Source organism: Pseudomonas sp. NFACC13-1 (genome assembly GCF_900104425.1).
Taxonomy (GTDB): Bacteria; Pseudomonadota; Gammaproteobacteria; order Pseudomonadales; family Pseudomonadaceae; genus Aquipseudomonas; species Aquipseudomonas fluorescens_AA.
This window is the reverse complement of the sequence record NZ_FMXV01000010.1, coordinates 158,045-170,484: the sequence shown is the minus strand read 5'-3', so window position 1 is coordinate 170,484 and position 12,440 is coordinate 158,045. Positions and strand designations below refer to the sequence as shown.

10 protein-coding genes are annotated in these 12,440 nt (G+C 59.4%); 6 read left to right on the top strand and 4 right to left on the bottom strand.

The window, feature by feature from the left end:
• The first annotated feature begins 6 nt into the window (after positions 1 to 6).
• The 3 genes from BLQ55_RS15035 to BLQ55_RS15025 are packed head-to-tail and all read left to right on the top strand — an operon-like array spanning position 7 to position 4,051.
• Entirely contained in the window at positions 7 to 1,599 is a 1,593-nt protein-coding gene (locus BLQ55_RS15035; protein WP_092254818.1) for an ABC transporter permease, read from the top strand.
• The gene (locus BLQ55_RS15030) at positions 1,596 to 2,411 is read left to right on the top strand and encodes an ABC transporter ATP-binding protein (RefSeq protein ID WP_092203014.1); all 816 of its coding nucleotides are present in this window, start codon (positions 1,596 to 1,598) and stop codon (positions 2,409 to 2,411) included. Before BLQ55_RS15035 ends, BLQ55_RS15030 begins: the two co-directional genes overlap by 4 nt.
• Positions 2,412 to 2,440: 29 nt before the next feature.
• The gene (locus BLQ55_RS15025) at positions 2,441 to 4,051 is read left to right on the top strand and encodes an arylsulfatase (RefSeq protein WP_092254815.1); all 1,611 of its coding nucleotides are present in this window, start codon (positions 2,441 to 2,443) and stop codon (positions 4,049 to 4,051) included.
• 129 nt (positions 4,052 to 4,180) lie between these two features.
• Here the strand turns inward: BLQ55_RS15025 and BLQ55_RS15020 are convergent, their stop codons facing one another.
• On the bottom strand, positions 4,181 to 4,807 hold the full coding sequence (locus BLQ55_RS15020; protein WP_060742882.1) for a hydrolase: 627 nt from the start codon (positions 4,805 to 4,807) through the stop codon (positions 4,181 to 4,183).
• Positions 4,808 to 5,037: 230 nt separating this feature from the next.
• Between BLQ55_RS15020 and BLQ55_RS15015 the strand changes: the two genes are divergently transcribed.
• Complete coding sequence (locus BLQ55_RS15015) at positions 5,038 to 5,934, top strand: LysR family transcriptional regulator (protein WP_092254812.1); 897 nt, start codon at positions 5,038 to 5,040, stop codon at positions 5,932 to 5,934.
• 276 nt (positions 5,935 to 6,210) lie between these two features.
• Here the strand turns inward: BLQ55_RS15015 and BLQ55_RS15010 are convergent, their stop codons facing one another.
• On the bottom strand, positions 6,211 to 6,993 hold the full coding sequence (locus BLQ55_RS15010; RefSeq protein ID WP_092254809.1) for an EAL domain-containing protein: 783 nt from the start codon (positions 6,991 to 6,993) through the stop codon (positions 6,211 to 6,213).
• A 327-nt stretch (positions 6,994 to 7,320) separates the two neighbouring features.
• Between BLQ55_RS15010 and BLQ55_RS15005 the strand changes: the two genes are divergently transcribed.
• Positions 7,321 to 9,003, top strand: coding sequence for a diguanylate cyclase (locus BLQ55_RS15005; RefSeq protein WP_092254806.1), 1,683 nt, complete (start codon positions 7,321 to 7,323; stop codon positions 9,001 to 9,003).
• Positions 9,004 to 9,115: 112 nt separating this feature from the next.
• The gene (locus BLQ55_RS15000; protein WP_092254804.1) at positions 9,116 to 9,508 is read left to right on the top strand and encodes an ester cyclase; all 393 of its coding nucleotides are present in this window, start codon (positions 9,116 to 9,118) and stop codon (positions 9,506 to 9,508) included.
• 378 nt (positions 9,509 to 9,886) lie between these two features.
• On the opposite strand, the gene BLQ55_RS14995 is transcribed toward BLQ55_RS15000, so the two are convergent.
• Together BLQ55_RS14995 and BLQ55_RS14990 are read right to left on the bottom strand one after the other, a co-directional pair.
• Entirely contained in the window at positions 9,887 to 11,473 is a 1,587-nt protein-coding gene (locus tag BLQ55_RS14995) for a GMC family oxidoreductase (protein ID WP_092254801.1), read from the bottom strand.
• Between the two features lie 68 nt (positions 11,474 to 11,541).
• Positions 11,542 to 12,426: a sugar phosphate isomerase/epimerase family protein gene (locus BLQ55_RS14990; protein WP_092254798.1), complete on the bottom strand. Its 885-nt coding sequence runs from the start codon at positions 12,424 to 12,426 to the stop codon at positions 11,542 to 11,544.
• Between the last annotated feature and the right edge of the window lie 14 nt (positions 12,427 to 12,440).

Genomic DNA, 12,440 nt, shown 5'->3' with positions numbered 1-12,440 from the left:
TCTTCCATGGCCCGAACCTCACTTTTGAGCTTGCCGCTCGCGGCCCCCAGCGCCACGTCGCACGGGCCGGTACTCAATGAACGTCTACTGCCATGGCTGCTGCCTCTGGCGCTTTGCGCGCTGTGGTGGCTGGGCAGCCGCCATCACTGGATGAGCGAACAGATTCTGCCACCGCCGTCTCTGGTCTGGAGCAGCGCGGTGGAACTGGCCGGCGGCGAGCTGTGGAGCCATCTGGCAATCAGCTTGCAACGCCTGTTCTGGGGGCTGCTGGCGGGCATTGCCAGTGGGGCGTTGCTGGGGGCACTGCTAGGCTTCAGTGCGCGCGCCGAGCGCCTGGTATTTCCGACGTTCAGTGCGTTGTCACAAGTGCCGACGCTGGCCTGGATCCCGTTGTTCATGGTGTTTTTCGGCATCGGCGAGACCCTGAAACTGGTGGTGCTGGTGAAGGCGATCGTGGTGCCCGTGACCCTGCATACCCTGGTGGGCGTACGCGACGCCCAACCCCATTTACGTGAAGCCGCCCGCGTATTGCGCCTGCCCACCCATCTGTTGATCCGCCGCCTGATCCTGCCCGCAGCACTGCCAGCCTTCATGGCCGGCGTGCGCCTGGCCCTGGCGGCCGGCTGGACCTCACTGCTGGCGGTGGAGTTGCTGGCCTCCAGCGAAGGCATCGGCTACCTGATGGTCTGGGCGCGCCAACTGTTCATGCTCGATATCGTCTTCGTGTGCATCGTGATCATCGGCGTATTCGGCGTGGTGATGGACCACAGCATTGGCTGGCTTGACCACAAATGGGTGCACTGGCCGCACCCGGCCACCGCGCAGATTCGACGCGGCTCGCGCTATCAAGGCTGGCAGCGCCTGCAACCGTGGCTGCTGCCCCTGCTGCTGTTGAGTCTGTGGCAGGTGGCGACGCAACAGGCTTGGGTAGACGCAAATATTCTGGTCAGCCCCTGGATCGTGCTGCACACCACCGTCGCCGGCGCACTGGACGGCAGCCTGAGCGGCGCCTTGGGCACAAGCCTGAAGCGCACCCTGGGCGGGTTGCTGCTCGGCGGCGGCCTGGGCTTTGCCATGGGACTGTGGCTTGGGCTGTCGCGACGCAGCGAACGGGTGCTGGGACCGACCCTGGCAGCCCTGCGCCAGATCGCGATTTTCGCCTGGGTACCGCTGCTCACCGCCTGGTTTGGTCTGGGTGAATTGGCCAAGTGGGTATTCATCGCCCTCGCGGCGTTCTTCCCGCTGTTTATCGCCACTCAACGCAGCGTGCTGAACCTCTCGCCACAGCTCAGCGAGGCCGCTCAAGTGCTGCGCCTGAGCCTGCCCCAGCGGTTGCGCCGGCTGATCTTGCCAGGCGCTGCCGCAGGGATTTTCGCCGGCCTGCGCCTGAGCCTCATCTACGCCTGGCTGGGTACCATCGGTGCGGAATATTTCATGCCGTCCAACGGCGGTATCGGCAGCCTGATGATCGGCGCCCAACAACTGCTGCGCATGGACCTGATCATGAGCGGCATGCTCCTGGTCGGCCTCACCGGCGCAGCCCTCAACTTGATCGGCCAACGCATCGAAACCCGTGCTACCCGCTGGAGACACGCATGAACGCACCGATTGTCAGCTTCAACCATGTAGGCAAGTCCTTCGACGTCGACGGCTTCGAGTTGGAGGCCATTCGTGAATTCAACCTGGACATTGCCGAAGGCGAATTCGTCGCGATCGTCGGCTCCAGCGGCTGCGGCAAATCAACCCTGTTGCGCCTGCTGGTGGGGCTCGACACCCAGTTTCGCGGCGAGATTCGCGTCGACGGCCAAACGGTCAGCGGCATCGGCGGCGAGCGCGGCATCGTGTTCCAGGAGCATCGCTTGTTCCCTTGGCTGACCGTCGCGCAAAACATCGGCCTGGGGCTGGTCAACGAGCCCCTCGGCGAAGCTGAACGTAACCGGCGCATCAGCGATTTTATCGAGCTGGTGGGCCTCAGCGACTTCACCCGTGCCTATCCTCACCAGTTATCCGGCGGCATGGCGCAACGGGTGGCGATTGCCCGGGGCCTGGTGGCCAGCCCGCGCATCCTGCTGCTGGACGAACCCTTCGGCGCCCTCGACGCCCTGACCCGCCAACAGATGCAGGACGAACTCCTGGCGATCCGTGACCGCGCCAAGATCACTACAGTGCTGGTGACCCATGATGTGGAAGAAGCGATTTTTCTCGCCGACCGTGTGGTGGTGATGGAGCCGAGGCCCGGGCGAATCAAGCAAGTCGTCGACATTGCCCTGCCCCATCCACGCCAACGCAGCAGCTTCGAATTCCACCAGTTGCGTGAAGAGCTGCTGCACGAGTTGACCAGTGATGACCATTACCAGCCGCCGGTGCGCGAACAGATCCGCGACCTGCCCCTGGCCTTTATCGCCTGCTGAAAGACTGCCTGCCAACGAGGAGCGCCTTGATGTCGCAACGTCCCAATTTTCTAGTGATCCTGGCCGATGACATGGGTTTCTCCGACCTGGGTGCGTTTGGTGGGGAAATCGCCACGCCGCACCTGGACGCCCTGGCGCTGAATGGCCTGCGCCTGACCGATTTCCATACCGCGCCCACCTGTTCGCCAACGCGCTCGATGCTGCTCACCGGCACCGACCACCATATCGCCGGCATCGGCACCATGGCCGAGGCGCTCACCCCCGAGCTGATCGGCAAGCCCGGCTACGAAGGCTACCTGAACGATAAGGTGGTGGTGCTGCCGGAGCTGCTGCGCGAAGCCGGTTACCAGACCCTGATGAGCGGCAAATGGCACCTGGGCCTGACCGCCGAACTGGCGCCTCACGCACGTGGTTTCGAGCGTTCGTTCTCGTTGTTGCCAGGGGCGGCCAACCACTACGGCTTCGAACCGACCTATGACGAGCACACGCCGGGCCTGCTCAAATCCACGCCGGCGCTGTATATCGAGGACGACACCTTCGTCGAGCGACTGCCCAAGGACTTCTATTCCTCCGATGCCTTTGGCGACAAACTGCTGCAGTACCTCAAGGAGCGCGACCAGGCCCGGCCATTCTTTGCCTACCTGCCGTTTTCCGCACCGCACTGGCCGTTACAGGCACCCGCCGACATCGTTGAAAAATACCGTGGCCGCTACGACGCCGGCCCCGAAGTATTGCGCCTGGAGCGCCTGGCAAAACTCAAGGCCCTGGGGTTGATCGACGCCGATGTCGAGCCCCACCCGCTGATCGAATTGAACACCCAGTGGACCGCCTTGACCGATGAACAGCGCCAGGTGTCGGCCCGTGCCATGGAAGTGTATGCGGCGATGGTCGAGCGCATGGACTGGAACATCGGTCGGGTGGTGGAGTACCTGAGCCAGCAAGGGCAATTGGACAATACGTTCATTGTGTTCATGTCCGATAACGGTGCCGAAGGTGCCTTGCTGGAGGCCTTCCCCAAGTTCGGACCGCAGTTGCTGACCTACCTCAACCAGCATTACGACAACAGCCTGGACAACATCGGCCGCGCCAACTCCTACGTTTGGTACGGGCCGTCGTGGGCCCAGGTGGCAACGGCGCCGTCGCGGCTGTTCAAGGCATTTACCACCGAGGGTGGGATTCGTGTGCCGGCGCTGGTGCATTACCCCCAGCTGTCGCTCAAGGGGCGCATCAGCCATGGGTTCGGCACAGTGATGGACATTGCACCGACCATTCTGGACCTGGCCGGCGTACGCCACCCCGGCACCCAATGGCGCGGCAAGCCCGTGGCGCCATTGCGCGGCAAATCATGGCTGGGCTTCCTGTCGGGCGAGACCTGCGAGGTGCACGACGAACACACGGTCACCGGCTGGGAGCTGTTTGGCCGCCGCGCGATTCGCCAGGGCCAGTGGAAAGCCGTGTACATCCCCGGCCCCGTGGGCCCGGCGACCTGGCAGCTGTATGACCTGGGCCAGGACCCGGGCGAAATCCATGACCTGGCGTTGAGTCAGCCGGACAGACTGGCCACTTTGATTGGCCACTGGCAGCAGTACGTCGACGAAACTGGCGTGGTGCTCAGCGCATCGCCGTTTCAGCCGGATTGAATGTCCGACCTAAAAAACCCTGCGCCCTCAGGGTTGCCCTATCTGGGATGGAGCGGTATGAGGGTGGCGACTTTCGCAAGCGCCACCCCCATCCTGTTTGCAGCTTCTTGAGTGGTGCCGGGGCGCCTTCTAGAGCGCTTTCTCGGCGTTAAAACCGTCGAAGTTTTCGAAGACCCCCATAAAGCCCGGGACAGTCGACTCCCGTGCCCAGTCGCGCTGGAGCTCGCAGTACATCTGCACACGGCTGATGAGTTTCGCGCCCGCCTGTTCGATTCGACGAAGGGCGGCCTCGTGCGCGGCGACTGACGTGCCACCGACCGCATCGACCGGCACATACACTTCATAGCCCTCCTGGATCGCGTCCAGTACAGGGAAAGTCAGGCAAGCTTCGGTCCAGAGCGCGGTCATGATGAGCTTGCGGCGGCCGATGCCCTTGACCGCCTGCTTGAACTCAGTGTCCTCCCAGCTATTGATCGAGGTGCGGTCATAAGTCGGTAGATGGCCGAGCACGTCCTGCAACGCCTGAATCGGCGGTTTGTTGCGGCCGGTCGCGACGTTGACCGTCGAATGAATGACAGGAAGGTTGTAGTTGACGGCCGCCTTGGCAACGCTCGTGATGTTGAACACGAGCTCGTCTCGGGGCATCGAGCGAATCGAGGAGACCTGGATCGGCTGATAATCGATGATGATCAGCGCGCAATTCTCAGGCGACAAGAGGTGGTCGGTATGGGGGTTGCGAATCGTCTCGCTTGTCATTGTCTGGTCCTGTTCTCAGTTGTAATACACGGTGCCAGAGAGCCAGCGCGCACTCGTATGGACGGGCATGGCCCTGACGAAGTGTCTACTGATGTTGTCAGTGGATTTGGGTTTCCAGGCAACCTGCGCCACTGGCGACATTGCCCGGAAGCAAGGATTATGCTGTTCCCATTTTCGACGCAGTAGTCGCAACACGAGGCTAGCTGTGTCGCACAAAGAGGAACGCTGACTTGGATATAGAAGAACTGCAAACATTCGTGGAAGTGGCTGACGCAGGGGGCGTTTCGCCTGCGGCGCTCCGGCTTGGCGTATCCAAGTCGATCGTCAGCCGCAGGCTCGCCCGGCTTGAGGCGGAACTTGGCATCCAGTTGCTTGCACGAACCACGCGCGGGGCCGCCCTCACTGAAGCCGGGGCCACGTTCCGAGATTACGCGGCGAGGGTCTGCGCCGAAATCGAGGCAGCCAGGGAAACGATCCTGCCGACAGGCGCCCTTCGCGGTCGCTTACGCGTCGCGGCGCCTCTGTCTTTTGGCCCTACCCATTTCGCGCCCATGCTCGCGCAAATGGCACACCGTCACCCCGAGCTTCATATCCAGACCTGCTACAGCGATCGCTTCGTCGATCTCATTGCCGAGGGGTTCGATTGTGCGATACGCGTCGGGTACCTCCCCGATTCCAATTTGATCGCGAGAAAAATCGGCCCGATCTACACGAAGCTCGTCGCGAGCCCAGGCTACATAGAAGCGCATGGGGCACCAGAGACACCGGACGAGCTCATTGCCCATGAGGCTCTGCTGCAGGGTACCGAAGCGTGGCAATTCATGGAGGGTGACAAGGTCATCACGGTTCGTCCGCAGGGCCGCTTCAAGGCGGACAACGGCATAGCGCTCGTGGCTGCCGCAACCGCGGGACTCGGCATCGCGTACCTGCCGGATTGCCTGACTTATGAGCATGTGAACTCAGGGGCGCTCGTGCCGATCATGACCCGCTATCCACCACCCCCGGCGGGTGTATACGTGGTCCGTCCGCCAGGCCAGCATCCGGCACGGAAGATACGGATGCTCACAGAGCTGCTGATCGAGTCATTCGGACAGTCTCCGCACTTTGCGGGGCCTGCTCGCATTTGATCGCAGCAAGGATCGCCGCTGGCCGCCCATGGCCACGGCGTGACTCAAGCGATTGAGGGCTACCTGTCGCCTGCTTCCGCTGACGCCCCTGAACTCAATGGCCTACGGCGGGAGGTGATGCCAACCTGCCTGTACATTTTTTGAGCGCCCGTTCAAACCCCCTGCCCACTTGGCATCAGCGCGGTTATCCACAGACATACTCACGGTTTTCTTGGATAACTGGATGGGCCCATGAAGCACGCCTGCCGCAGCGAACCTATGGATTCGAGCCCACCTTTACCTCACACCGTCATCGAAGCATCCAGCCGGGAGATGACCGATCGCAGGCCTTGCATACAAATATCCCTGCATCAGTTCGATACCCATGCCTAGCAGCGTCGAGCTTTCTTCACGGGTCTCGACGCCTTCGGCGATGATCAGGATATCCAAGCGTCTGGCGACCAGGATGATGCCTTCGACGATCGCTTGTTTGACCGAGTCTCGATCGATGTCTCGGGTCAATGCCATGTCAATCTTCAACACCTGCGGCTGGAACATGGCCAGCAGGTTAAGGCCCGAATAACCCGCGCCAAAATCGTCGACGGCGGTAATGAACCCCTGACGCTCATACTCCACGAAAATCGATTTGAGGTGCTCAGGGTCTACCACCTTCTCGCCTTCGGTCACTTCGAACATGAGCCTCTCTGGCGGGAAATGGGTCAGACGCGCCGCTTCCAGGGTGGCCCGGATACACGTCTCTGGCCGGTATACGGCGTTGGGCAGGAAATTGATGCTCAGCAAGCAGTCGGGAATGTCCAGCAACCCCAGCCTTGCGGCTTCTTCGATGGCCTTAACCCGGCAAGCCTGGTCGAATCGGTAGCGGTTGCTGTCGTTCACGAGCCCCAGGATGTAGCCAGCCGATTCGCCATTGATGCCCCTGACCAACGCCTCATACGCAAACGCAGCGCGTGTCCGGACGTTGAAAATAGGCTGGAAGGCCATGGTGAAATCAAACCCCAACGCCTCATGGTTGCGGCATTCGGCGCAGCCTAGCGATTGGAACGGAGGGCGTTTCGTCATGATTAATATTCCGTGGCGGTCGTGATACATCCCTGCGGATACAAGGAACTGTAGCCGACACCACCTGAATCGGCGCGGGCCGAAATTTCTGAAACGCTATCGGCCGGTCCCCCCGACGCTCACCTTGATCGGCACGACATGTACCTGGCCTTTGCGGCTAAAATGCCGGATTCCACCACCCACCAGGGGCGATTCGTGAGGCCGCGTAAGGCCGCGCGACCTCTCAGCGGATAGGCAATCTTTTGACCGTCTAACGGTTTTAGCGTGATACACCTACGCTGTTAACCTTACTCGCCGATAAAGATGTGAATCCCATTGGAGCTGACGATGCCCCATCGCACACCCAGACTTCTCCTCGCAGCAGCCACTGCCACGCTGGTCATGTCCGTCACGGCCGCGGTAGGTCCGTTTACCCTGTTCTGGACGAACGAAACGCGTAGCGACCGCAACGTGGTAGAGAAGCAGCTGGAAGGCATTCGCACGGTGCAAAGTCTGCTCGTGGATGCCGAGACAGGCGAACGCGGGTATGCATTGACGGGGATGGAAACATTTCTCCGGCCTTATTACGTCGCCACGTCGCAACTTCCCGGTGCGATCAAGCTGCTTCGTGAAAACTACCGAAACGATTCGTCCGCCGAAATTGCCAAGGTGGAGGACTTCATCGAGAAGTCCGCACTGAAGCTGGACCACTTGGAAATGGTGATCAAGCTGCGCAGCACCCAAGGTGCTGCTGCGACGGTGGCCGAAATCGCTACGGGCAACGGCAAGCACCTCATGGACCAGGTCCGCGACCTGGGAGGCGAGCTGATTCAAGCAGAAGTCGAGGAAGTGGCTGTGCTGGACAATCAGCTTAACGCCAACTTGCGTTGGGCCGTCGCCGTTTCCATCGCCAGCTTCCTGCTAACGCTTGTGCTGGGCCGTTTCATTTACGTATCCATGCGTCAGACCATAAAACGCCAGGCCGAATCGACGGCTAGCGCGCTTTCTTCAAGCACCCAACTGGGCAAAAGCCTGAAAAACCTTGAGCGGCGCAATGCAGAAATAGGCTTGCTCGCAGAAATGGCTCGCCTGCTGCAGACCGAGATGAGCCAAGAGGAAACGCTCCAACTGGTCAGCACTTATTGCCAACAGTTGCTGGAGGGCAGTAGCGGAACGCTGTACCTGTACCGCAATTCGGCTGATGCCTTGCAACCGGCCGCAAGCTGGGGCCACGTCGAGATTCAATCAGATGTCCTCATCGGCCCCAAAGACTGTTGGGCCATACGTCGAGGCCATCCCCATGTGGTTGAACATCGTCATGAGCTGCGCTGCGCCCACTACTCAGACAAATCGGAGTTCGACGATGGCGACATTCACTGGTGCCTGCCGCTGATAGCCTACGGAGAAACACTGGGGCTCTTGCATATCCAGCATGCTGGCGGAAATGGCGATAAGGAAATCAGCCGCCAGTTTGCGGAAGCTGCCGCGGAGCAAACCGCGCTAGCGCTGGCGAACGGCAGGATGCGCCAGGTCCTGCAAGTCCAGTCGATCAAAGACCCGCTGACCGGCCTGTACAACCGTCGCTTCATGGAGGAAACGCTCAAGCGCGAACTCTCCAAAGCCACTCGAGACGCAGTGGACCTGAGCGTCATCATGCTCGATCTGGACAACTTCAAGAAACTGAACGACATCCACGGTCATTCTGCGGGTGACGCGGTGTTGCGAAGCACGGCATCCTTGATCATGAAGTCAATCAGAGCCACCGATGTCGCCTGCCGCTTTGGTGGAGAAGAGCTGATCGTCATATTGCCGGATTGCTCCATTGAAGACGCTCTCCTGCGAGCCGAATCCATCCGGGATTCGCTGGAAAGCATGAGCCCTACGGATGGAGTGCAGACGTTCAGCGTTACCGCATCCTTTGGCGTGGCCTCGACGACGCGTAACGGGACCGATCAAACCCTATTGATACAAGCAGCGGACGCGGCACTGTATAAGGCCAAGCGCGGCGGGAAAAACCGCGTAGCCTCGTAGTCGGTCATAGAAAGGGGAGAACGAAAGCCGCCTCAGAAGCGGTGGGCCCTCTTTCTCCGATCGCCGTCGCAACGCTTGTATGACCAGGGACAAAGAGAGGAGAAACAGCCCCATGACCTCGAACCTTGCCGATCTTTATAGCGACTACATCGCCTGCCTGAATGCGCAGGACTGGGAAAACCTGGGCCATTTCGTGCACCCGGATGTGGTTCACAACGCCAGACCACTAGGGTTGCACGGCTATCGAAGCATGCTGGAAGCGGATTATCGGGCTATTCCCGACTTGCGCTTTGCCATTGAATTCCTGGTGATCGACCCACCGAAGTTGGCGGCTCGCCTGGCCTTCAATTGCACGCCGGTTGGGGAATTCCTGGGCCTGGCGGTGAATGGGACACGCATCGCCTTCGCCGAAAACGTCTTCTACGCATTCGAGGACGGCAGGATCCGCGAGGTCTGGTCGGTCATCGATAAGGCAGCGATCGAAGCTCAGCTCCGATCAGCGTAGCGGATGCCTCCATTCCGACGAGCCCGCTCCAACGATGGCATGCAGATTGCTCCCACCCCAAAAGAGGCACTGGTCCGCCTCTACTTGAGCAAAAACGACTCACAAGGGGTACACATGCCATGCATAGCGTGTTTTATGCGACAGGCCAGCTAACCAGACTCCGCTTGAAGCCTTTTGATTCTGAAGCCAAGCCCATTGAAACGACGCCTTCACCTGGACTCAAGGCAAAAACGTTCAGCGGGATTGTGCTGTTGGCGTTGAGCGCTTGTTGCACGTTGTGGTTGATCAGCAGTTATGCCTGAACCAAAAAGGCGCGGTCATGGCAGGTATGCACGTGTCATGGCTGCGCCTTGATAAAGTGTTTTACTGGATATCGACCTATTGGCCGTTCCTGATCATATCGGCCGCTTTTTCGCCAATCATGATGCACACCGAATTAGGGTTCCCTGAGATCAATGTGGGCATGATTGACGCATCCGCAACCCGCAGCCCTTCGATGCCATGCACCTTGAGATCCGGAGCGACAACAGATTGTTCGTCCACTCCCATGCGGCAGGTCCCGGAAGGATGCAGCGCAGCATGGGCCTCTTCGTGGCAAAATTTCTTCATCGCTTCCCGAGATCTCACAGCCTCGTCTGGAATATGACGCCTTGCAAGGTAGGGTTTGAAAGCGGCTTGGGACATGATCTCTTCACCCACCAGGCAACCATCAACCAGGCTCTCAATGTCATAAGGGTCAGAGAAATAGTTGGGCACGATGCGCGGGGGTGCCAGCGGGTCCGCTGAGAACAGTTCGACGTACCCTCTGGACCTGGGACGGATCTGGCCCAGGTTCAAGGTGCAACCATTGCCTCCTGGAACAGAATCCACCCCCTCTTCGATGCCTGCGCCAACGACCATGAAGTATTGGATGTCGGGGTTGATCGCCGCTTTGTCTGCCCACCAAAAAGCGCCGCCTTCAATCAAGTTGGAGGCCGCCGGGCCTTGCCTGAACAGGGCGTACTGCAGGCCCGCCATCATTTTCCAGTGCCACTTCTTGTACTTGTCGTAGCTGTGGGGGCCTGTCAGTTCATAGACGAGCGACACTTCGATATGATCCTGAAGGTTCTGACCCACACCGGGCAAATCCTTGACGACTTTAATGCCATGTTTGCCAAGCTGCGCGGCAGGACCGATACCTGACAACATCAATAATCGGGGCGAGTTGATGGCGCCAGCCGATAACACGATCTCTTTTTCGGCGTGCAGGGTGCGGCGCTCGCCATTCTCGATGTATTCAACGCCAATGGCTTTGTTACCTTGGGTCAGAATCCGGAGGACGCGACAACCGGTCTTCACCTCCAGGTTTTTGCGTGACTTCGCAGGTGCCAGATAGGCCACTGCCGCACTGCTTCGAAAACCGTTTTTGGCGGTGATTTGATAAAGCCCGCAACCCTCTGGTTTGCCGGAGTTGAAATCCTCGTTGTACGGCAGTCCGTATTGCTGGCAAGCGCGCAGCCACACTTTGGTCAGCGGGTGAATGTTGATGGGGTCGGAAACACCCAGTGGTCCGCCGACGCCATGGACGTCGTTACAGAAGCGTTCGTTATCCTCGGCTTTTTTAAAGTACGGCAATACGTCTTCATAAGACCATCCTGCGGCCCCCTGCTCGACCCAACCATCGTAATCGGCGGGGACGCCGCGTATGTAAATCATCGCATTGACCGAACTCCCGCCTCCCAACACGCTGGCCTGGACCATGGTCGGTATTTCGACACGGCGTTGGTCTTCGGTGGGCTCCCACGCGTACCGCTTGAGCAGCGGACCTTGCGCGGTTTTGTAGTAGGCCCCGGGAATATGAATGTAGGGGTTGCGGTCGCGAGGCCCTTCTTCGAAAAGAACCACGGACGCACAGCCATCTTCACTGAGTCGCGATGCCACCGTGCAGCCTGTAGAGCCACCTCCGATTACGATGAAATCCACCATGACGACTTAAGACCTTTTAGAGGGTGCACATTGAAAAGGAGAAGTTTTGGATTCGAATGAGCAGCGCATTACAGCCCAACGAGTCGGGTCAGAAGCGTCTTCAAATCTTTCGCGACCTCATAACTGTTTTGCTGCTGCTGTTTTTTGCAAAACAACTCACAGCTCCACCATCCTTCGTAACCGGTAGCCCTCACTGCGGACGTCCACTCAAGCAAATTCAATGTGCCGCTGCCCGTCGGTACATCCCGCAGTACTTCTTCGTTGGGGATACCCCCTTCGAAGGGCAGCGAGTCGCATACGTGCACGCCATAAATGAGGTCTTTGTTCATCCGCGCGATGTCTTGCGGCTTAACGCCGGACGTGAAGCAATGCCAGTAATCGATCACCATCTTGACGTTGTCGCGGTCGGTGCGATCAATGAGCTGCAGTTGATGGTCCAGCGTATTCAATGGCGTCCAAGACAACGCTTCGAGATAAAGAAGCACACCGTACTGTTTGGCCATATCTGCCAGCACCGCAAGATTCTTGGCGGTCAACGCATACTGTTCGGCCTCGCCCAAACCCAACAGGCCGCTGTAGTGAGCGCTCCTGCCTTGCTGCTGGTAATCGATTACCGCCTGGACATTGATAGGCCCGGTGAGCACTTGAACGCCTTTGGCGCCGACCCTGTTGGCCAACTGGAAAAGCCGTTCCGCTTCCTTCAGCAGATCATCGCGCTCGGCCCCCTGGCGTTCGATATCCCTCAGGTAACCGATCCCTGTGACAGGCACATCCTTGAGCAACGCTTTGAGCTCCAGCTCGGAATAACCAGCCGCTAAATACGCTTCCAGTTTGCCGCCATAGATTTCCAATGCATCGAAACCAAGCGTTGTCGCAATGTCGATGTCCATCGCCAACGTCGAGTGCTTTGCGACTGTGGAATGCAGGGCCAAGATGTTTTTTTGAGTATTCATGGAAAGCTCCAGGC

Bases quoted from the DNA above. Each gene is read 5' to 3' on its own strand.
- BLQ55_RS15035 (WP_092254818.1), top strand. From the start codon at position 7: ATGGCCCGAACCTCACTTTTGAGCTTGCCGCTCGCGGCCCCCAGCGCC.
- BLQ55_RS15030 (WP_092203014.1), top strand. From the start codon at position 1,596: ATGAACGCACCGATTGTCAGCTTCAACCATGTAGGCAAGTCCTTCGAC.
- BLQ55_RS15025 (WP_092254815.1), top strand. From the start codon at position 2,441: ATGTCGCAACGTCCCAATTTTCTAGTGATCCTGGCCGATGACATGGGT.
- BLQ55_RS15020 (WP_060742882.1), bottom strand. From the start codon at position 4,807: ATGACAAGCGAGACGATTCGCAACCCCCATACCGACCACCTCTTGTCG.
- BLQ55_RS15010 (WP_092254809.1), bottom strand. From the start codon at position 6,993: ATGACGAAACGCCCTCCGTTCCAATCGCTAGGCTGCGCCGAATGCCGC.
- BLQ55_RS15005 (WP_092254806.1), top strand. From the start codon at position 7,321: ATGCCCCATCGCACACCCAGACTTCTCCTCGCAGCAGCCACTGCCACG.
- BLQ55_RS15000 (WP_092254804.1), top strand. From the start codon at position 9,116: ATGACCTCGAACCTTGCCGATCTTTATAGCGACTACATCGCCTGCCTG.
- BLQ55_RS14995 (WP_092254801.1), bottom strand. From the start codon at position 11,473: ATGGTGGATTTCATCGTAATCGGAGGTGGCTCTACAGGCTGCACGGTG.
- BLQ55_RS14990 (WP_092254798.1), bottom strand. From the start codon at position 12,426: ATGAATACTCAAAAAAACATCTTGGCCCTGCATTCCACAGTCGCAAAG.